Origin of the sequence: Paraburkholderia sp., assembly GCF_024281035.1 — a bacterium.
GTDB lineage: Bacteria > Pseudomonadota > Gammaproteobacteria > Burkholderiales > Burkholderiaceae > Paraburkholderia.
In genome coordinates this window covers 1-19472 of sequence record NZ_JAMXLH010000032.1, presented here as the reverse complement: position 1 = coordinate 19472, position 19472 = coordinate 1, and the positions used below count along the sequence as shown (strand labels likewise).

Below are 19472 nucleotides of genomic sequence, written 5' to 3'. Positions count from 1 at the left end.
TAGCCAGTTCCTCCCTCCAGAAGGCCCTGCCATGACTCCGTTCGCCGCTGTCGTCAGCATCCTCGCCGCCATTCTGCTGGGCGCCATGAGCCCCGGCCCGAGCTTCGTGCTCGTCGCCCGCAGCTCGATCGCGCTGTCGCGCCGCGATGGCGTCGCCACCGCGCTCGGGATGGGCGCCGGAGCGATCTGCTTCGCGGGCATCGCGCTCGCCGGCCTGTACACCGTGCTCTCCACCGTCGAATGGCTCTATATGGGGCTCAAGATCGCGGGCGGCGCCTATCTGCTCTATATCGCCTCGCGGATCTGGCGCGGTGCGAGTCAACCGTTCACGGTGGGCAGCGCCAAAGCCGCCGCGAGCCGCCCCGGCAAATCGTTCTGGGTGGGCCTCACCACGCAGTTGAGCAATCCGAAGACGGCCATTGCCTACGGCAGCATCTTTGTGGCGCTCCTGCCGCAGCATCCGCCGATGTGGTGCTACTTCGCGCTGCCGCCGTTCATCTTTATCATCGAAACCGGGTGGTACACGGTGGTTGCGCTCTGCTTTTCGAGCCAGCGGCCGCGCGAACTTTATCTGCGCGCGCGAGGCTGGATCGACCGCACCGCAGCCGTCGCCATCGGCGCGCTCGGTCTGCGCCTGATTTTCACCGCAGGTCAACGCGGACTCTGAATCGCGACAGTCGTTTGTTGAAACTGCCGTACCTATTGCGAGCATCGCATCGACGCGAAAAAATATTTTCGCGTCGCCCTTGATTCTCTATCTTCCAGTAGATAAATTGAGATACATGGAAACGAAATTGACCGTTCGGGATCAGATTCTGGATCACGCCATCACGTTGATGATGCTGCGTGGCTACAACGGATTCAGCTACCGGGATCTTTCGGAACTGGTCGGCGTCAAGACGTCGAGCATTCACTATTACTTCCCGTCGAAAGACGACCTGGTGCTCGAAGCAGTCCGCCAATATAGCGACGAAGTGATGGCGGGTCTGCGCTCGGTCGATGCGACGCTATCCGCCGAGGCAAAGCTCGCGGCTTACACGAAGATGTTCGGCAAGACACTCGGCGACGGCGATCAGATCTGCCTGTGCGGCATGCTCGCCGCCGATATCGAATCGCTGCCCGATAGCGTGCGCGAAGCGGTGCAAGCGTTCTTCCGCGCCAACGAAGCCTGGCTCGCAAAGGTACTCGCGGCCGGCGCAGCGGAAGGCACGCTCGTGGTTAACGGCAGTGCGGAAAGCGCGGCGCGAACGTTATTTGCGGCATTGCAGGGCAGTGTGCTGGCAAGCCGGCTGTTTCACACGAAGTCGCGTCTCAAAGACGTGGAAGCGACGTGGAGAAAGCGCGCCGCCTGAAGCTCCTGAAAGAATTGGCAAGCAAGGCGGTGCGCCGCCTTCTCAAGCAAGGCGGTGCGCCGCCTTCTTTTTGTCGAATGATATCTATCTTCTGATAGATAGCTAATTGAAATCAGACTGAAACCTGAAACGCCGATTTTGGCTTTGCATCATTAATCATTTCCCTTCCGCAGTGCCCTTCAACCGTTACTCCCTGGAGTTCGTCATGTCGATCGAAAAAGTGCTTTACACCGCTCATGCCCACGTCACCGGCGGCCGCGATGGCCGCGCCGTCGTGCCCGACAGCAATCTCGACCTCAAGCTCACCACGCCGCGTGAACTGGGCGGCGCGGGCGGCACGGGCACTAACCCCGAGCAACTCTTCGCTGCCGGTTACAGCGCCTGCTTTATCGGCGCAATGAAGTTCGTCGCCGCGCGCGACAAGATTGCCATTCCCGCCGATGCCGCCATCGACGGCAACGTCGGCATCGGGCAGATCCCGAACGGCTTCGGCATCGAAGTCGAACTGAAGATTTCGCTGCCGGGCATGGACCGTGCGGCAGCGCAAGCGCTTGTCGACAAGGCCCACATCGTCTGCCCGTACTCGAACGCCACGCGCGGCAATATCGACGTAACGCTCACGATCGTTTAAGCGTCTGCGCGCCGAATTCGCCGAGTTCGCCGATCCGGAAAAAAGGGCGAGCCGCACTAGCGGCTCGCCCTTTTTATCGCTCGCAGCCAAACGCCATATCACCCCGCGTCAGGCCGCATCCGCATCGTCGGCGAGGCCCGCCATCAGGCCGCTCGCGCGCTGCACCCGGGAGACCACCGCGCGGTCGAGCACGGGCCGTCCCTCCGGCACCGCAAGCGTCAGAAACTCCCGCGCGCGCGTGATGCCCGTGTAGACGAGCTCACGCGTGAGAACGGGACTATAGGTGTCCGGCAGCACGAGCGCGGCGTGGGTGAATTCGGAACCCTGCGACTTGTGCACGGTGAGCGCGAACACGGTTTCCACGCTTTGCAGGCGGCTCGGCGACACCCACTTCACGCCGCGCGATCCATCCATGGCGGGGAACGCCACGCGCAGCACGGCCGGTTCGCCGTCGCGCACGGGCAAGGCCAGCGCGATACCGATGTCGCCGTTCATCAACCCGAGTTCATGGTCGTTGTGCGTGACGAGCACGGGCCGCCCCGCATACCAGTCGCCGCGCGGATCGATCAGCGCGCCTTCGTGCAGCAACCGCGCGACACGCTGGTTCAATCCTTCGACGCCCCACGGGCCGCGCCGCAGCGCGCAAAGCAACTGAAACTCGCCATGCGCCTTCAGCACTGCCGCCGCCCATTGCGCGAGCGCTTCGGGCGATGCGCCAGGCTCGGGCCGCAGCGCACGCATCGTCTCCAGATAGTGCCGATAGCCGTAACGGCTCGCCGTCGCGCCCTCGCCGGAGCGCGCATCGCCTGTATCGCTCGTATTACCCGCGCGACCCTCGACGATCAGCGCGCGCAGCGGCGCATCGTCTGCCGTCGAACAAGCCACGCGCGCGAGATCGGCGTAACCGCGCGCCCAGATCTTCGCGACGCCCGCCGCATCACCCGTATTGACCAGTTCGGCCAGCGCGCCGATGCCGCTATCGGCTGCAAAGCGATGACTCTCGCGCAGCATCGCGACCGCCTGATCGAGCGGCGTGCCGTGCGCGTCGAGCATCGCGGCGTCGATGCGCTCGCCCGTCGCCGCTTCGAGCCATGCGCGCGTCGTCTCCGTATAGTGGCCTTCGCGCGCGCGCTCGCACAGTTCGCCGAGCACCGCGCCCGCCTCCACCGAAGCGAGCTGATCCTTGTCGCCGAGCAGGATCAGGCGCGCCGTGGACGGCAGCGCATCGAGCACCGCGGCCATCATCTCCAGATCGACCATCGACGCCTCGTCGATCACGAGCACGTCGACAGGCAGCGGATTGGCCGCGTCATGGCGAAAGCGGCGGCTGCCGGGCCGCGTGCCCAGCACGCGATGCAGCGTCGTCACGACCGTGGGAATCGCCGTGCGCAGCGCTTCGCCGTTCGGCAAAGCGTCGAACGGCAAGCGCTTCACCGCGCCCGCAATCGATTCGTTGAGCCGCGCGGCCGCCTTACCGGTCGGCGCCGCGAGACGAATACGCAGTGGCCGCGCGCCGCGCGTGCCCGCTTGTCCAAGCGCGAGCGTCTGCAGGAGCGCCAGCAGCTTGACGACAGTCGTCGTCTTGCCGGTGCCGGGCCCGCCCGTGACGATGCTGAACGCACTGCGCGCCGCAAGCGCACAGGCGAGTTTTTGCCAGTCCGCACGCGGCGGCTGGCCCGCGTCGATTGCGCGCGCAGGGAACAGTGCGTCGAGCGCACGGCGCGCCGCGTCTGCGGGTAACGCAGCCTCGATTTGCGCGCGACGCGCAAGCCGCCGTTCGATGCCCGCGCGCACGTCCTGTTCGTATTGCCAGTAGCGCCGCAGATAAAGCCGCGCACCCGCGAGCACGAGCGGCGTATTACCGGCCTCGATGCCCACCATCTCCGGCGCATCGAGTGCCGCACGCCACTGCGCGAGCGTCACTCCAGCGAGCACTTCGGCAGGCGGCTGCACCGGTTCGGCAGCGGGCAGTTGCGGGCCGTCGGGCGGCAGCGAGAGCGCGAAAGCGGGATCGTCGAGCGTTGCCCGAAGATCGAGACAGACGTGACCGCGCCCGAGCTGATGGCTCGCCAGCGCGGCGGCAAGCAGCAAGAGCGGTGCAGCCTGCGGCGTCTCGGTCCAGAGAAAGCGCGCGAACGCGGCATCGAGCGTGCGCAGCCAGCCACGCTCGACCCAGCGATCGAGCACCGCGAGCATCTGCTGTGCCGATTCGCGTGCGCGCGGCGCCTTGCCCGCATCCGGCAGTGGCGCGTCTTGCGCCACCGCTTCGAGCTCCTGTTGCGCGAACAGATCGCCGGTCACGCCGATCATGTCCTGCGTGCGTCGCTTCGTCATGCCATGCCCTCTGCCGCTTCGTGACGCGCGAACAGCGCGTCGATTCGTTCGATCAGCTCGCGCGGCGGTCGCTCGATATGCAGCCCCTGGCCCGGCGCGCGTCCGCCGCGCAGGAAGATATAGACGGCGCCGCCCACGTGAAGGTCGTAGTCGTAGTCCGGCAAGCGCGCCTTGAGCAGCCGATGCAGCGCGAACAGATACAGCACGTACTGCAGTTCGTAACGGGAATGCAGGATCTGCGCGCGCATTTTTGCGGCCGTGTATGCGGCATCGTCGGGCCCGAGCCAGTTCGATTTGTAGTCGGCCACGTAGTAGCGGCCCTCATGTTCGAACACGAGATCCATGAAGCCCTTGAGCATGCCGTTCAGACGCGTGGCGTCGAGCGCGGGACGCGCCTCGCCGTCGAGCGTCATCGACGTGACGAGCGCATCGAGTTCGAGCGTATCGACCGCGTGCGCCGTCACCCAGAACTCCATTTCCGCCATGTACGAAGCCAGGTTGGCGAACACGACCGGCGACACGGCTTCGCCCTCCACGGGCGGCAATCTCAACGGCATGTTCACGAGATGCAACAGCCATTCGGTGAGCGGCTCGACCCAGCGCGACCAGCCGCGCACGTTGCAGCGCCGCGCCACCATATCGCGCACGCTTGCGGCATCCTGGGCAATCTTGTCGAACCCCTCATTGGCTGCCCATTCCATCAGGTCGTGCAGGAAGGTGCCCGCGTCCGCGCCACGCTCGAAGCCGTGCATGGTGTCACCCGCGAGCGCGACGGACGGCGCGCTGTCCGCTTCGTCCGCTTCTTCTTGCGGCGGCGTGGTCGCGTCGAGCAATTCGAGGAACACGTCCTCGCCGCGCGTATCCGGCGCGGCGCGCGCGCCATCGGGATCGGGCGCGGCGATGCCGCCCGGCGCAGCCTCGACCGTCTTCAGACTCGAATAGCTCGCGACCCACCAGCGCTCGCGCTCGCGATACGCCATCGTGCGCGCATGGCCTCGCGCGACGCGTGGCCCGCGCATCGCAAACAGTTCGCGGCCGGGTTCGGGTGCGGGCGCAACGTCGATGTCGGTCGAGTCGCCGCGCAGCGCTTCAAGACACGCTTCGGACTGGTCCGCGGGCAGCGGCTCGCCGCCGCTCATGAGGTAGCCGAACGCGCTCGACTCGACGCCCTGCAGCGGCGCATAGCCCACCCACGTCGCGTAACGCGCGCGCGTGAGTGCGACGTAGAGCTTGCGCAGGTCTTCGCCGAGCCGTTCGCGGTCCGCCTGCTGAAGCTCGCCGCCGTTCGCTTCGAGCGTGATGTGCAGGTCGCCCTCTGCGTCATGCCATTTGAGCGGCACTTCGTCCGGTTTGACCGCGCGATACGCGCAGGCGAACGGCAGAAACACGAGCGGATATTCGAGCCCTTTCGACTTGTGGATCGTGACGACCTGCACGAGTGCCGCGTCGCTTTCGAGGCGCAGTTGCCGCGCGTCGCCGCCACCGCCCGCGCTCTCGTCCTCGCGTTGTTCGTCGAGGTAACGGATCAGCGCGTGCTCGCCGTCGAGCTGCGTACTGGCCTGTTGCAGCAGTTCGGCCAGATGCAGCAGGTTCGTGAGCGCGCGTTCGCCGTTGACGCTGGCGCCCGCCGTCTCGCCGAGCAGCCGCTGCGGCACGTGAAAGTCGTTGAGCAGGCGCCGCAGCATCGGCAGCACGCCCTTCTTGCGCCAGCAATCGCGATAGCCGCGGAACTGCAGCACGCGCGCTTCCCATGCGAGTTCGTCGTGACCCAGGGCGTCGAGTTCGCTCCAGCCGAGTCCGAGCGTCGACGTCGCAAGCGCCGTGCGCACGCGCCGTCCATCGTCGGGTTCCGCGCAGGCGGCGAGCCAGTAGCGCAGTTCCTCAGCCTGCGGCGTGAGGTAGACGGAATCGCGATCGGAGAGGTAGACGCTGCGCACGCCGCGCGCGCGCAGCGCCTGGCGGATTGCGCTCGCCTCGTCGCGATTGTTCACGAGCACGGCCATATCGGATGGCTTCAATGCACGCAGGCCGTGCTCGCTTTCGAAGCCTGCCGCTTGCGCCTCGCCGAGGTTCATGAGCCGCACCATTTCGGTCGCGCAGCTCGCGGCCATGCTCACGAGGTACGACGCTTTGCTGGAGGGCGGCTTGCCATCAACGCCTGGCGGCAGCCACCAGACGTTGAGCGCGGGCACCGCTGCGCCTTGCGCCACGAGTTTTTCCGCGCGGCCATGCGCTTCGGCAGGGACGAACGGAAGCGCATTCGCCTCGCCGTCGTTGCTGCGGAACAGGAAGGCGCCGTTGCCTTCGGCACGCGATTCCGCGGCGTCGAAGCAGCGGTTGACGGCCGCCACCATCGCGCACGTCGAGCGATAGTTCGTCTTCAGCGTATAAAGCCGCCCTTCGCACGCCTGCCGCGCACGCAGATACGTGTAGATATCCGCACCGCGAAACGCATAGATGGCCTGCTTCGGGTCGCCGATCAAGACGATTGCCGTATCGGCGACGTTCTCGGCAATGCGGTAGATCCGGTCGAAGATCTGGTACTGAACCGGGTCCGTGTCCTGAAACTCGTCGATCAGCGCCACCGGATACTGCTTGCGGATGATCGCCGCAAGCCGCTCGCCGTTTTCCTTCTTCAGTGCGGCGAGCAGGCGCGTGAGCAGGTCGTCGAAACCCATCTGCGAGCGGCGCGCCTCTTCGTCTTCGAAGCGCCGCGCGACCCAGCGCGCCGCGTGACACAGCAGCGCCTGGCGCGCGTTCGGACGCACCGCGAGCGTGTCGCGTAACGTCTCCATCGCCACGAACGCCGGATGCTCGGGCGGCTCGCTGCCGGGCTGCCAGATATCCTTGAGTCCGGCGGGCGTGAGACGCGTCCAGACCGCGGCCTTCTCATCAAAGGCGGGCTGCACGAGCTCCGGGTCGTGCGCCCATGCGCGCAGCTTTTCGATCCACGTATCGCAGTTGCGCGTGTTGAGCTTCCTGGCGTCGAACTGCTTCTTTGCACGTGCGGCGTCGAGCAGCGCCTTTACTTCGTCGATCCAGCCGCGCCATGGGGCCTTGATCTCTTCGAGTTCCTCGCGCGCCTGGGTGCGCGCAGCGAACAGCGAGGCGGCCGGCTCGCTTGCATCGGGCAGCAGGTCCGCATGCGCGAGCAGGCCGAAGATGGCCTTGCGCAGTTCGTCGGGATCGCGGAACCAGGCGCGCACTTCCTGGGCCGATTGCGCGTCGAGCGGCGCCATGTAGGTGCGCCAGTAATCGCGCACGACTTCCGCGCGCAGTTCCGTCTGGTCGGTGACGAGCGTCTGCGAAAAGAGGCTGTCGCTGTCGAATGCATGCTCGCTGAGCATCCGATTGCACCAGCCGTGGATCGTCGAAACCGCGGCTTCGTCCATCCACTCGGCGGCGAGTTGCAGCCGCCGCGCGCAGGCGGGCCACGCTGCGGGATCGTAGTCAGCACGCAATGCGTGCAGCAGATCGCCGTCCGCTTCGCTGGCGAACACTTCGTCGGGATCGGCGCGGAACGCTTCCGCCGCTTCGATCAGCCGCGCACGGATACGCTCGCGCAGTTCCTTGGTCGCGGCGTCCGTGAACGTGACGACGAGAATTTCCGGCGGCGTAAGCGGCCGCGCGCATTCGCCCTGCCCGGCCTGCTCGATCGCATCGACCGGCTCGTCATGCTCGCTTGCCGCGCCGTGGCCCAGCACAAGCCGCACATAGAGCATGGCGATGGTGAAGGTTTTGCCCGTGCCCGCGCTCGCCTCGATCAGGCGGCTGCCGTAGAGCGGAAAGCGCAGCGGCTCCAGCACGTGGGCCGTGACGTCGTGCGCCTGGGTCATGCGGTGTCTCCATCGGCAGTAGTAGCGGCGGCAGCGGCATCGCGCGGCGCTCGCGATGCGGCCAGCGGCGCGCGCTGCACGGGCAGCAGCAGCCGCGTTGAAAGCGTGATGAATGCGTCGTCAACGACCAGCGCGTCGAAATCGGCGTACGCGCGGCGCAGCCAGGGGTTCGTCTCGCACTCGCCGGGGGAACGCACGTTGCCCTCGAAGGTTGCACGCGCATCCGCCCACGCCTCGGCGGGCACGCTTGCCCGGCTGCCGTCGAACGCATCCGGCAGGCGGCGCAGCCACGCGAACGCCGTCTTCACCGCAAGCGGCAGCGGCCTGCGCAAGCCCGCGTCCCACGCGCCGAGCAGCGCAGTCAGATAGTCGCGCGCGACTTCGGGCGCCACGGGCGAGAACTCCGCCACGCCCGCCTTGCTGACGATCACCGTCGTCACCTCGCCCGCCGCCAGTTGTGCCGCAACGTGCGCGACCCAGTAGGCCGCCAGCCGTTCGCCGCGATACTTGTTCGCCTTGACGAGCGTGCCCGCATCGAGAATCACGCGGCCACGCGTTCCGTCCGGGCCTGCGCGCAGATCGTCGATCCAGTCGTCGATCGTCAGCGTGCGCCCATCGACGGACGCATCAAGACGTATTTCATATTGATGTTCGAGCGGTTCCGGCCAGCGCGCGAGCGCCTTGCGATAAGCGGCGAAAAGGTCGCCCATCGGCGCGAGCAGTTCCTGGCCGATCACTTCGCCAAAGCCGCCCGCCGCCAGATCCCCGCTGCGGTGCATCCGCTCGAGCCTCGCGAGCGCCACGGGTTCGAGGTCGTCGTCGCCGCGCTCCATTGCGGCCGCCTGCGCACGAATCAGTTCGCTCTGGAGTTGCCACGCCTGCAGCGTGTCCACTTCGAACGGCTCCTGATTCTCGCTCGCCGCATCTTCGGCCTGGAACGCGACGCGCAGGCGCTGCTGGAAAAAGCTGCGCACCGGGTCGCGCAGGAACGCGGCGAGTTCGTCGATCGAGAGCGGCTCGTCGCGTTCGGGCGGCGGCAGCGCCGCCCCATGCGCCGCGGCGTCCGCCACCGGCGCGGGACGGCTCCATTCGTGCGCGTAGGTATAGAGCGGCGAGGCGTGACGCTGCGCGGGAAAATAATCGGCGCTGAAGGGCTGCAGGCGATGCTCGATGGTCAGCGCGTCGAGAAGCGCTTCCTGCGCGTCCTCGTCGCCTTCAAGCCGCCAACCCGTCTTTAGATGATCGCGCAACTGTCCCACCAGCACCGAAGGCGGCCTCGGCGTGTTGTCGGTCACGCTGCGGCCAATCCACGAAATGTGCAGATGGTCGCGGGCGGAGAGCAGCGCTTCGAGAAACAGATAGCGGTCGTCCTCGCGCCGCGAGCGGTCGCCGGGACGGTAGTCGCGACGCATCAGGTCGAAGTCGAGCGGCACGCGATTGCGCGGATAGTCGCCGTCGTTCATGCCGAGCAGGCACACGCGCCGGAACGGTATCGCGCGCATCGGCATCAGCGTCGCGAAGGTCACCGCGCCCGCAAAAAAGCGCTGCTGCAAGCCACCGCCCGCCAGTTCGTCAAGCCAGTTTTCGGCGACGATCGCAAGCGGCAGCTTGTCCGTGAGCCGCGCTTCGGCACAGGCTTCGCGCCACGTTTCGAGCGCGCCGTCGAGGCGTTCGAGCGTGTAGGCGTCTTCGGGGTCGCCGGTGGCGAAGAACGCCGCTTTCAGCGCACGCAGCCGCTCGCACCAGACTTCGACCGTCGCGGGTTCGCGCAGCGTTTGCCACGTCGAATCGAGCGCATCCACGAGGCGCGTGAGCGGGCCGAGCAGCGCTGCATCGAGGCCGCCAATATCGGCGTACGGCTCGATTCCGCGCCACGCGCTCGCGCTGTCGCCCGCCGCGTAGCCGAGCAACATGCGCCGCAGCCCGAAGGCCCAACTGTTCGGCGCGTTCATCTCGTCGGCCTGCGGCAAGCCGAGACTCGCCCGCTGCGTAGCGTGCAGGCCCCAGCGGATATTCGCGCCGTCGATCCAGTTGCGCAGCGTCGGCACATCCTCGGCGTCGATGCCAAAGCGCGCACGCACGGCGGGCACTTCCAGCAGGTCGAGCACGTCACTCACGCTCACGCGCGATTGCGGTAACGCGAGCAGCATCTCCAGCGCGCCGACGAGCGGATCGAACGTGCGCTGCGTGCGGTCTGCGACGCTGAACGGGATATAGCGCGAATCGTCCGCATCGAGCAGGCCGAACACGGCCTGGATGTGCGGCGTATAGACCTCGATGTCCGGCACCATCACGATCACGTCGCGCGGCCGCAAGGCGGGATCGGCAGCAAAGGCCGCCAGCAGCCGGTCGTGCAGGATCTCCACTTCGCGCTGCGCGCTGTGGGCGACATGAAAGCGGATCGATTCGTCCGCGTGCGGATCGACGGCGGGCCATTGCTCGCGCGTCTCATGCAGCGGGCGCAGTTCGCGGATATCGTCTTGCAGCTGTTGCAGCAGCGTGTGCGCCTCGGCGCCGTCGAACAGATCGATACGCTGGCCGATGCGCGTGAAATGCGGCGCGTAGCTCGCGCGCGCTTCGTCGCTGTCGTATTCGTCGAGCAGGCCGATGAAGTCGCGCCCCTGCTTGCCCCAGGCCGCCAGCAGCGGCTGTGCGTGAAGGTGCAGCAGCGAATCGTCGAGCACGGCGGGCGCGCCTGCGCGGCGGCGCTGCCGCGCATGCCGCGCGCGCAGCAGGTCCTGGTCGGCGACGATATCGGCCCAGTAATGCATGCACGGGTTGTGAACGCACAGGAGCACCTGAGTCCAGCGCGCGAGCGCCGCAAGCACTTCCACCGACTGGCGCGGCAAGCTCGATACGCCGAACACGAAAATGCGGCGCGGCAGCGCCTTCGGCCTTGCGCTGCTGCCGCTGCCGTCGCCGCTGCCATCGTCACCCTCGCGCCAGCTTTCCGCGCAACGCATGAACGCCGCATGGACTGCCGCACGGCCCGTCTGCCGCAGATCGATGCCGTCCTGCACGTCGTCGCCCACGTCGTCGAGCAGCGCACGCCAGAGCGCTGCCTGCCAGCGCGCGTCGGCGGGCAGCGGCGCGCGCTGGTTGCGGGCGTCGATCACCACGTCTTCGTGCTCAGCCCATGCAGCGAGCCAGTCCGCGCGATACACCTGGTACTGGTCGAACAGATCGGCCACGCGCTGCGCAAGCTGGAAACGCTTGCGCCGATCGTCGTCCTGCGCCATGAAGCGCTTGAGCGGCTCGTAGCCCGGCGTGTCGAGCAATGCGGGCAGCATGCGCATCAGGCGCCACGTGAGCCGCGATTTGTCGAACGGCGAAACGGCGGGCACCGCCCCGGTGCCCAGCACCGCGCGATACACCTGCCAGAGAAAACGCGAAGGCAGCGACATTTCGAACGCCGCCGCCACGCCGCAGCCGCCTTCCTCCGGGTCCGCCGCGAACGCGAGCTTGAGCCACTGCGCGATGCCGTTGCTCTGCACGAGCATCACTTCTTTTTCGAGTGGAGCGACCGGATTCTGGCTGATCCATTGCACGATCAGGTCGCGCAGACGCTCAGGCTGATTGCCGTGAACGAGCATGAGCCCCGTGGGCAGTTCGCGCACGCTCAAGCGAGGCTCCTTCGCGACGCCATTGCGCGCGATGCTGAAATGGAAAGGATGAGATGTGCGGCCATGTCGCGAGGTCGTAATCCGGTGCGAATGTGAAGCGGGCCGGCAATCCGGCCCGTCGCGACAGTTTACGACATCGGAGGCGCGCATGAACCGCGTCGCGGCGGGCGCGCGCCAGGCGCTTGTCGTGCGGCAGACGCACGACAACCTCATTGCTGCCGCAGCGACAGCGGCAACGTTGGAAACGGCGGCAGATGCAGCCCGTTGCCCGCCGTTTCGCGCAGGAAGATGCTTTTTGTATCGCTAGCGCAGGCCTGTCACGACGAGCGGATCGATCACACGCATGACGTGCTCGGGCGTGATCGCCGAGGTGCACTGGTAGCGTCCCGACGCTTCGTCGGCATGGCGCGGGCACCAGTTGAAGTCGGCCCGGTCGAATTCGACCGTCGTGTCGTTGTAGCAGCTATTGCACGCGTTGAAATTGATGACGCGCCACGGCGTGTTGAATTCGCTCTTCGGGTGCGCATAGCCGCTGATCAGCACGACCGGCGTTCTGACCGCCCACGCAAGCCAGGAAAGACCACTGCCGAGCCCGATGAAAAAGTCGGCGTGGGAGAGCAGGCTCGCGCGCTCCTGCAACGGGCGCTCGCCGGTGAAATCCTCGGCGCCCGCGGGCATCTTGTTCAGCGCGCCGGGCACGCCGTACTCGCGATCGCGGTCGATGCACAACACGCGGTAGCCGCACGCCCGCAGATGCGCGACGAGCGCGGTCCAGCCGCGCGGGTTGTTCCAGTACTGGCATTGCGCCGAAGCCTGCGTGGCGATGCACACGTAGCGTTCGCGGATCGTGCGCTCGCTGCTCGCGACCACGACGTTCGGCCGCCGCTCGATCGCGGGGACGCCGAGCATGTACGACGCGAAGTCCTGGCGGCTGCTCACGCGTACGTCGGTTGGCTGAAGATCGCGGTCCGCATACGGCAGGAAGCAGTTGAGCCGGTACGACGCATAGAAGTTCTCGCCTTCGAGTTCGGCCTCGCCTGCCGCGCTGTCCACGAACTGCAGCGCCGGATAGCCTTCCTCGAACAGCGCGCGAAGCCCCGGCTTGAGCCGCACGGTCACCGTGCATTCGTGCTGCTGCCGGAACGCCTCGACCGAGGGCATCCAGGCAATCGCGTCGCCGAGCGCACCCGAGCCGATCTCGATCATCACATGCCGCCATGTCGCGTCGTAGGCATGGGAGAACACGAGGCGCGCGCCGTCGAACACGTCGAACTGGAAGCGCACGAAGTACTTGCGGCGGCTGGCCGCAACCTCGCCCGCACCGAGCGTTTCGTCGTAGACAATGCTGTTCGTGTCGAGATCGCGCATTCGCACGCGCCAACCCGCTACGGGCACCTGCACGCGGCAGCCGTGGTTGAAGTCGTAGCGCACGCCCTCCCGGCCCATCAACACCGGGATATCGGAACGCGCGAACCAGGCTGCGTAACCGCCAGGCTGCGCGCTCGCGCGCACGGCCGGGGGCATCGCTGCCGGTGAATCGATCAGTATCTGGGCGGGTGTATTCATCGTGCGGGACTCGTCATCGGCTGAGGACTGGCCGATGCGACCCTGCCGCACCGGCACGGCGCCGCGAACGCGAACATGAACACGTACAAAACGCGAACATGCAGCGGCGCCGCCTGGGATGATAGTCCGCCGCGCAAAAGCGTACTGCTACGCACGTCAATAATTTGTCAAATAGCGCCCGATAAAAAAACGGCCCGGATGCCTTGCCCGCTCAGGCCAGCGCCGTCGCCGCGAACGTAGCGAGATCTGTCGCCGGATCGCGCAAGGCGTCGATATCGAGTTTCGCGCCGCTGCCCACGAGTTTCCTGGCGCAGAGGAAGTCGGGCATCGAATTGACCGCATCGACGGCAAGCAGGGTCTGGTCCTTCAGGTACCACACGGCAAAGCGCCGCGCGGCCGGATCGCCGCGCACGACAGCCTCGTCATAGCCTTCCAGCAGGCCCACGGTCTGGAGCTTGAGATCGTATTGGTCGGACCAGAACCACGGCGCATCGCACGCGGGGCGCGGCTTGCCCGCGATGGCCGCCGCCGCGAGCTTCGCCAGCTCCACCGCGTTATGCACGCTTTCAAGGCGCCCCATCCGGCCATAGTGGGCCAGCGGCCGGTTCGCGCAGTCGCCGATCGCGAAGATATCGGGGTCCGATGTTCGGGCATCGGCGTCGACCTGCACGCCGTTCGTGCAAACGACGCCGGCCGCCTGTGCAAGCGCCACGTTCGGCATCACGCCGATGCCGACGAGCGCCACCGTCGCCGGCACGATCTCGCCCGAAGCCAGCTTCACGCCGCCCAGCCTCGCGCCCGGTGCTCCCGGTGCTCCCGGTGCTCCCGGTGCGCCCGGTGCGCCGGAAGTCCCCTGCGCGCCCGCGGCGACGAAAGATTCGATCTTCGCGTCGAGGCGCAGGTCGACGCCCTTCGCGCGATGCTCGCCGGCATAGAACGCCGACACGGCAACGCCCGTCACGCGCCCGAGCACGCGCGGCGCCGCTTCGAGCACGGTCACCGCATGCCCGAGCTGGCGCGCGGACGCAGCCGCTTCGAGTCCGATATAACCTGCGCCGATGACGACGAGCCTTTCGCCGGGCTGCACGCGCTCGCGCAGCATGTCGGCGTCGGCCAGTGAGCGCAACTCCACCACGCCCTGCAGATCGTGCCCCGGGATGGCAAGCACGCGCGCCGTCGAACCGGTGGCGAGAATCAGCTTGTCGTAGTGAACACGGCTGCCGTCGGCCAGCACGAGCGTCTTCGACGCGCGTTCGAGCGACTCGGCGGCTGCGCCGAGCTTCAGTTCGATGCGGTGCTCGTCGTAGAACGCGCGCGGCTTGAGCCACAACCGTTCGAGACCGGCCTCGCCCTTCAGATAAGCCTTGCTGAGCGGCGGACGCTGATACGGCAGCACCGGCTCGGCGCCGATCAGCACGATCCGCCCTTCGAAACCGTATTGCCGCAAGAGCGCGGCAGCATTGCCGCCCGCATGCCCTGCACCGACGATCGCCACCGTGCTGTCCGATCCTTCCATGCCCGCCCCCGAGAGTTGTTCGCTGCACGCATTAGTTGCGGCCATTCATGAATGCGCCGCAACGCTCGCCGCCCGGCGCTGTGCGGCGAATGTGGCAAACGCCGCGCGGAGCCGGGCAAGCGATCATCTCATGGTTCAGGAACGCGGATTCAGTCGAACGGCTGATCGTTCGGCGCGGCAAAGAGCGCACGCAATTGCGCACTCATCGGGAATGCGAAATTAATGCCTTTGGGCGGCACGGGTTTCTCGAACCAGCGCGTATACATCGCATCGATCTCGCCGCTCTTCATGATCGAGGTCATCGTGTCGTTCACGAGTTGCCGGAACGCGGGGTCGCCGTTGCGCATCATGAAGCCGTAGGCCTCCGACGACTGCGGCGTGCCCACGATCACCCAGTCGGACGGATTGGCCGTGAGCGAGCGCGTGCCCGCCAGCAGCACGTCGTCCATCATGTACGCCACCGCGCGCCCCGATTCGAGCGCCACGCGCCCCTCGCCGTAATCCTTCGCGCTGATGATCCGCATGTTCATCTGCTTTTCCTCGTTCATGCGGCGCAAAATGCGCTCGGACGTCGTGCCCTGATTGGTCAGCACGGTCTTGCCCGCGAGATCCTTGAAGTCGTGGATGCCCGAGTCCTTGCGCGTGAGCAAACGCGTGGTCGCGATGAAGAACGTCACGGAAAACGCCACCTGGGTCTGACGCTCCTTGAGGTTCGTCGTGACGCCGCATTCCAGATCGACGGTGCCGTTCTGCACGAGCGAAGTGCGGTTCTGCGAGGTGACCGGAATGAAGCGCACCTTCAGGTTCGGGCGGTTCGTCTTCGCCTTCACGGCGTCGATCACCTTGTTGCAGATGTCCTGCGAAAAACCAATGACCGTGCCGTCCGTATTCATGTACGAAAACGGCACCGATGTCTCGCGATAGCCGATCGCGATGAGGTTCGCCGACTGGATTTTCTCCAGCGTCGGCTGCGCAACCTGCGCGGCGGCGGGCTGGGTCAGCAAAAGACCCGGCATGGCAATCGAGCAGGCGAGCGCCAGCAGCCTTAGTCGTTTCATTGCCTCGTGCCTCCTTCTCGTTTTACCGGACTGGCCCCGGCCGACAACACAGTGGGCGCAGTGCGGTGCGTTCTTGCTTCAGTAGTCAACGACACCTGCCTGGATGCGAATCGACGCGTCATTCATCAGCCTTCAATCGGGCGGCACATTGTACGAAATGTACGAAACACCGGCCAAATAAGGTACTGAACGCGCATTGACGGCCGGCTTCGAGTCAACCAAAACGACAGCATAGAACGAAGCGGCCTCGCGCAGAAGGTGAATCGAAAGATTGCACGCTCTGAAAACCGCACTTCGAAAAAGATCCCGATTTTGCAAATCGGCATTCGATTAGCCGTTTGCAAAGGTGCGCATTTTCTCCACATGCTTCAGATACGCCAGGCCCGCAGCGCTTGCGCGAGTCCGGGCACGCAAATCGCAACGTCACCTCTGCTTTGCCCAAACCGATGCGTTTGGGGATGAACAACAGTAGCGACTTACGACATTCGTTGATATCCATTCGTATGCCGATTCACACGAAGCGTGAGTGGGCGACGGGCGGGCTAGAATCGCCGCGTCGGCTCCCGCCGTGCCATGAAATTCGAGGACACCGCCATGACTCACAGCCTTTCGCCCCGCCCGCCGCGCGTCTATCTCGCGGGCTTCGACGTGTTCCGCCGCGACGCGCGCGCATTCGGCGAGCGCCTGCGCGCCGCCTGTGCCGAATACGGCTTCGAAGGCGTCTATCCGCTCGACGCCGAAGCGCCGGCCTGTCTCGAAGGCCCGCGCAAGGCCGCCTGGATCTATCGGTCCAACATCGATGCGATCCGCTCAGCCGACATCGTCATGGCCAACGTCGATGATTTTCGCGGTCCGGGCGAGCCCGATTCCGGTACGGCATTCGAAATCGGCTTCGCGGCTGCACTCGGCAAGGAAGTCTGGGCCTATACGACCGATGCGGGCACGCTGACCGAGCGTGTACCGTCGCAGCCCGGCGCGCAAGGGCGCGAATGCGCACGCGGGTTTCTCGTCGAGGATTTCGGACTCCAGAAAAATCTGATGATCGCGTGCGCCGCACGCATCGTGAACGGCGACGCGCGCGCGTGCCTCGCCGCCATGGCGCAGGAGCGCGAATGCGCGGAGGCGGCGAGCGAGCGTCAGTGATGCATGGCGCTCAGCGTGCTCATGCGCTGCAGGGCGCGAATGCGCGCAACCGCGTGCCGGTCGGCCACCGCGCTCTGATACAGCCTGGCGAGATCGCCCTTGAGCGCGGTGCGTGACGCATTGTCGAGATACACCATGTGCCCCGACGGGTAAAAACGCGCGCTGAGATTGTTGCGCACCTTCTGGTCGGCGAGCGGCATCTTCTGCAGATCGACGACGGTCTGATAGAACGGCGTCACGAAGTCGTAGTAGCCGTTCGCCGAAAGCACGCGCAGATCCGGGTTCAGCGCCATCACGGCCGCAAGATCGCCCGCCGTGTAGAGCACGATGTTGCCCTGCGCGTCGATGCCCTTTTGCGCGCCGGTCGGGTCGATATGGCTGAAATTCCAGTTCCGGAAGGCCTGATCGTTGAGGTCCGTGAACGACGAATTCGAACGGAATTTCAGTTGCTCGTTCAGGTAGCTGTTCCACATCGCCGTATAAACGCCGCTCACGGCGGTCATGGTCGGATCGTTGCCGCCGGAATTCGGATCGATCTTGCCCGCGATGCCGGTATCGATGGCCGTCACGCGGCCGTCGTAGGCGCCGAGCGCCATGCCCTTGTCCTTGAGCAGCGTCGTGAGAAAAAGCGCATTGCCGCGGCTGTCGTAGGCCGCGATATCGAGGTTCCAGGACGCGAGCGTGAGCGTGTCGATGCCCGTGTATTGCGAGAGCGTCTTGAGCGTCGCCTCGATGGCCGGGTCCTTCGCATCGGGAAACGTTGCGAGCGCCGTGCGGTAATCCGTGCGCGCGAACTGCGCCACCTGCGCGACAAACGCCTGAAGATCTTTCGGCTTCGGCGTCACGCCCACGCGGTCGTGATACCACGCATCGGCGGCGGCCGTGGGCAGCGCGCCCATCGGGTTGCCGCCTTGCGTGTAGTCGAGGATCGACGACTGAAGCGTGATGCCGTTCAGGTCCACGCCGTCCTCATGCAGCCGGTACGCGAGCACGCAACTGCGCGCCGTGCCGTACGACTCGCCGTAAAGAAACTTCGGCGAATTCCAGCGGTCGTTTGCCGTGAGATAGCGCTTGATGAATTGCTTGAGCGAATCCGCGTCCTGATCGACGCCCCAGAAATCGCGGTTGTGATGCGGCGCGATCGCCGCCGAATACCCCGTACCCACCGGATTGACGAACACGAGGTCGCTCTTGTCGAGCAGGCTGTCCGGGTTGTCTTCGAGCGTATAGGGCGCGGGCGGCGTGAAACCCGGCATCGACGTCCTGATGCGCTTCGGCGCATACGAGCCGAGCAGCACGAACACCGCCGACGAACCCGGCCCGCCGTTGTAGAAGAACGTGACGGGCCGCTCCGGCGCCTGCGCGCCGTCCTTCGTGAACGCGACGTAGAAGATCTTCGCGTTCGGTTGCGAGCTGACCGGATCGACGGTCACGAGATGCCCTGCCGTCGCCGTGTACGCAATCGCCTCGCTGCCGATCTGCATCGCGTGATGCGTGATCGCGGCGTTTTCGGTCATGTCGGTGACGAAGTCGTCCGGGCCGTTGCCGTATGCGGTGGGATCGAAGCACGGCTGATCCGCCGCGCTGCGATGCTTGCCGTTGCCGCCCGAGGCGTGACGCTCGCCGTTGCCGTGCGTGGATCGTACCGGTTCGTTCATGTCGCCTCCTGGCTTGTGATGCTTGCAATGCGAGTGTGACGTCTTCGACGTGCTTCCACTATCCGCGTTATCCGCATCGACTGCGTTGAAAGCGTGCACGGAAGACATGCCGATGCCCTCCAGCGCGTGCTCGATTTGCAGCGGCCCCTCGAAGAAATACGACAGCACGAGAAACGGCAGCGGCGAAATCAGGTTCGCCCAGACGACGAGCCCCACCAGATCGACCTTCCCCACTTTCTTCGCGACGATATTGCCGAGCGCCCACATTCATCCTTGAACATCGGCTTGTCCGTCAGCGGCTCTTCCGGTGGCAGTTTGCTGAAGTCAACGGGCATTGCTATCCCCTCAAAACCCGTACGGACGTGGCCGCACAGTCCGGGAGATAACGTCCCACACCGCAACCGCTTCGTTATCTGTTAGCGATGCTCGTTGAACCTGCTCGTATCTAGGAAAAAGGAAGCTGTTGGCTCCGTTACGCATCACAAACGCCAGAAATGGCGTCTCCGGTCCTCCAGTGGTGGCATTGGCCTCCAGCAGGAAATTATGTCCCTTGACGCTATTGACAAACGGACCCTCCAGGAGCAATTCGTCTGCTTTCATCTCGCCGAGTTGAACGGGAGCGGAGCGAATGACGCGACCACCTGCCATCCTCATGTACTCGCGCACCTTCGGTAGCCGGTTGGGCATTGAATCGCTTACCGACTCGCGCAGATTGGTGTTTGTGGAAAGAGAGAACTTCACATCCGGCTTGCCTT

12 protein-coding genes are annotated in these 19472 nt (G+C 65.7%); 4 read left to right on the top strand and 8 right to left on the bottom strand.

Annotation, left to right across the window (positions count from 1 at the left end; all coding sequences use genetic code 11):
* Window positions 1-31: 31 nt before the first annotated feature.
* The 3 genes from Q0L30_RS11440 to Q0L30_RS11430 all read left to right on the top strand — a co-directional run bounded on the left by Q0L30_RS11440 (window position 32) and on the right by Q0L30_RS11430 (window position 1983).
* Window positions 32-667, top strand: a complete 636-nt coding sequence (locus Q0L30_RS11440; RefSeq protein ID WP_296655014.1) for a LysE family translocator — start codon at window positions 32-34, stop codon at window positions 665-667.
* A 115-nt stretch (window positions 668-782) separates the two neighbouring features.
* Complete coding sequence (locus tag Q0L30_RS11435; RefSeq protein WP_296655013.1) at window positions 783-1352, top strand: TetR/AcrR family transcriptional regulator; 570 nt, start codon at window positions 783-785, stop codon at window positions 1350-1352.
* Between the two features lie 205 nt (window positions 1353-1557).
* A complete protein-coding gene (locus Q0L30_RS11430) occupies window positions 1558-1983 on the top strand; it encodes an organic hydroperoxide resistance protein (protein ID WP_296655012.1) in 426 nt (141 codons plus the stop codon).
* A 108-nt stretch (window positions 1984-2091) separates the two neighbouring features.
* On the opposite strand, the gene recD is transcribed toward Q0L30_RS11430, so the two are convergent.
* From recD to Q0L30_RS11400, 6 genes are all read right to left on the bottom strand, one after another.
* Window positions 2092-4317 (bottom strand): exodeoxyribonuclease V subunit alpha, encoded by a 2226-nt coding sequence (gene recD, locus Q0L30_RS11425; protein WP_296655010.1) that lies wholly within the window; start codon window positions 4315-4317, stop codon window positions 2092-2094.
* Window positions 4314-8153, bottom strand: a complete 3840-nt coding sequence (recB, locus tag Q0L30_RS11420) for an exodeoxyribonuclease V subunit beta (protein WP_296655009.1) — start codon at window positions 8151-8153, stop codon at window positions 4314-4316. The genes recD and recB overlap by 4 nt, the downstream gene beginning before the upstream one ends.
* A complete protein-coding gene (gene recC / locus Q0L30_RS11415) occupies window positions 8150-11770 on the bottom strand; it encodes an exodeoxyribonuclease V subunit gamma (protein ID WP_296655322.1) in 3621 nt (1206 codons plus the stop codon). Before recC ends, recB begins: the two co-directional genes overlap by 4 nt.
* Before the next feature lie 309 nt (window positions 11771-12079).
* Window positions 12080-13342: an autotransporter strand-loop-strand O-heptosyltransferase gene (locus Q0L30_RS11410; protein ID WP_296655007.1), complete on the bottom strand. Its 1263-nt coding sequence runs from the start codon at window positions 13340-13342 to the stop codon at window positions 12080-12082.
* A gap of 211 nt (window positions 13343-13553) precedes the next feature.
* Entirely contained in the window at window positions 13554-14903 is a 1350-nt protein-coding gene (locus Q0L30_RS11405) for an FAD-dependent oxidoreductase (RefSeq protein ID WP_296655006.1), read from the bottom strand.
* A 104-nt stretch (window positions 14904-15007) separates the two neighbouring features.
* Complete coding sequence (locus Q0L30_RS11400) at window positions 15008-15916, bottom strand: glutamate/aspartate ABC transporter substrate-binding protein (protein WP_296655004.1); 909 nt, start codon at window positions 15914-15916, stop codon at window positions 15008-15010.
* 594 nt (window positions 15917-16510) lie between these two features.
* On the opposite strand from Q0L30_RS11400, the gene Q0L30_RS11395 reads away from it, so the two are divergent.
* Window positions 16511-17059 carry a nucleoside 2-deoxyribosyltransferase gene (locus tag Q0L30_RS11395; RefSeq protein ID WP_296655002.1) on the top strand — a complete coding sequence of 183 codons (549 nt, stop codon included), beginning with the start codon at window positions 16511-16513 and terminating at the stop codon, window positions 17057-17059.
* On the opposite strand, the gene Q0L30_RS11390 is transcribed toward Q0L30_RS11395, so the two are convergent.
* Both Q0L30_RS11390 and Q0L30_RS11385 read right to left on the bottom strand, forming a co-directional pair.
* Entirely contained in the window at window positions 17053-18984 is a 1932-nt protein-coding gene (locus Q0L30_RS11390) for a peptidase S1 (RefSeq protein ID WP_296655000.1), read from the bottom strand. The two genes, Q0L30_RS11395 and Q0L30_RS11390, sit on opposite strands and share 7 nt — an antisense overlap.
* A gap of 78 nt (window positions 18985-19062) precedes the next feature.
* Window positions 19063-19472: T6SS immunity protein Tli4 family protein (locus tag Q0L30_RS11385; protein WP_296654998.1), on the bottom strand; the 410-nt coding region annotated here is incomplete at its 5' end.

Excerpts from the sequence above, each read along its gene's own strand:
- Q0L30_RS11440 (WP_296655014.1), top strand. The coding sequence starts at position 32 with ATGACTCCGTTCGCCGCTGTCGTCAGCATCCTCGCCGCCATTCTGCTG.
- Q0L30_RS11435 (WP_296655013.1), top strand. The coding sequence starts at position 783 with ATGGAAACGAAATTGACCGTTCGGGATCAGATTCTGGATCACGCCATC.
- Q0L30_RS11430 (WP_296655012.1), top strand. The coding sequence starts at position 1,558 with ATGTCGATCGAAAAAGTGCTTTACACCGCTCATGCCCACGTCACCGGC.
- recD (WP_296655010.1), bottom strand. The coding sequence starts at position 4,317 with ATGACGAAGCGACGCACGCAGGACATGATCGGCGTGACCGGCGATCTG.
- recB (WP_296655009.1), bottom strand. The coding sequence starts at position 8,153 with ATGACCCAGGCGCACGACGTCACGGCCCACGTGCTGGAGCCGCTGCGC.
- Q0L30_RS11410 (WP_296655007.1), bottom strand. The coding sequence starts at position 13,342 with ATGAATACACCCGCCCAGATACTGATCGATTCACCGGCAGCGATGCCC.
- Q0L30_RS11405 (WP_296655006.1), bottom strand. The coding sequence starts at position 14,903 with ATGGCCGCAACTAATGCGTGCAGCGAACAACTCTCGGGGGCGGGCATG.
- Q0L30_RS11400 (WP_296655004.1), bottom strand. The coding sequence starts at position 15,916 with ATGAAACGACTAAGGCTGCTGGCGCTCGCCTGCTCGATTGCCATGCCG.
- Q0L30_RS11395 (WP_296655002.1), top strand. The coding sequence starts at position 16,511 with ATGACTCACAGCCTTTCGCCCCGCCCGCCGCGCGTCTATCTCGCGGGC.
- Q0L30_RS11390 (WP_296655000.1), bottom strand. The coding sequence starts at position 18,984 with ATGTGGGCGCTCGGCAATATCGTCGCGAAGAAAGTGGGGAAGGTCGAT.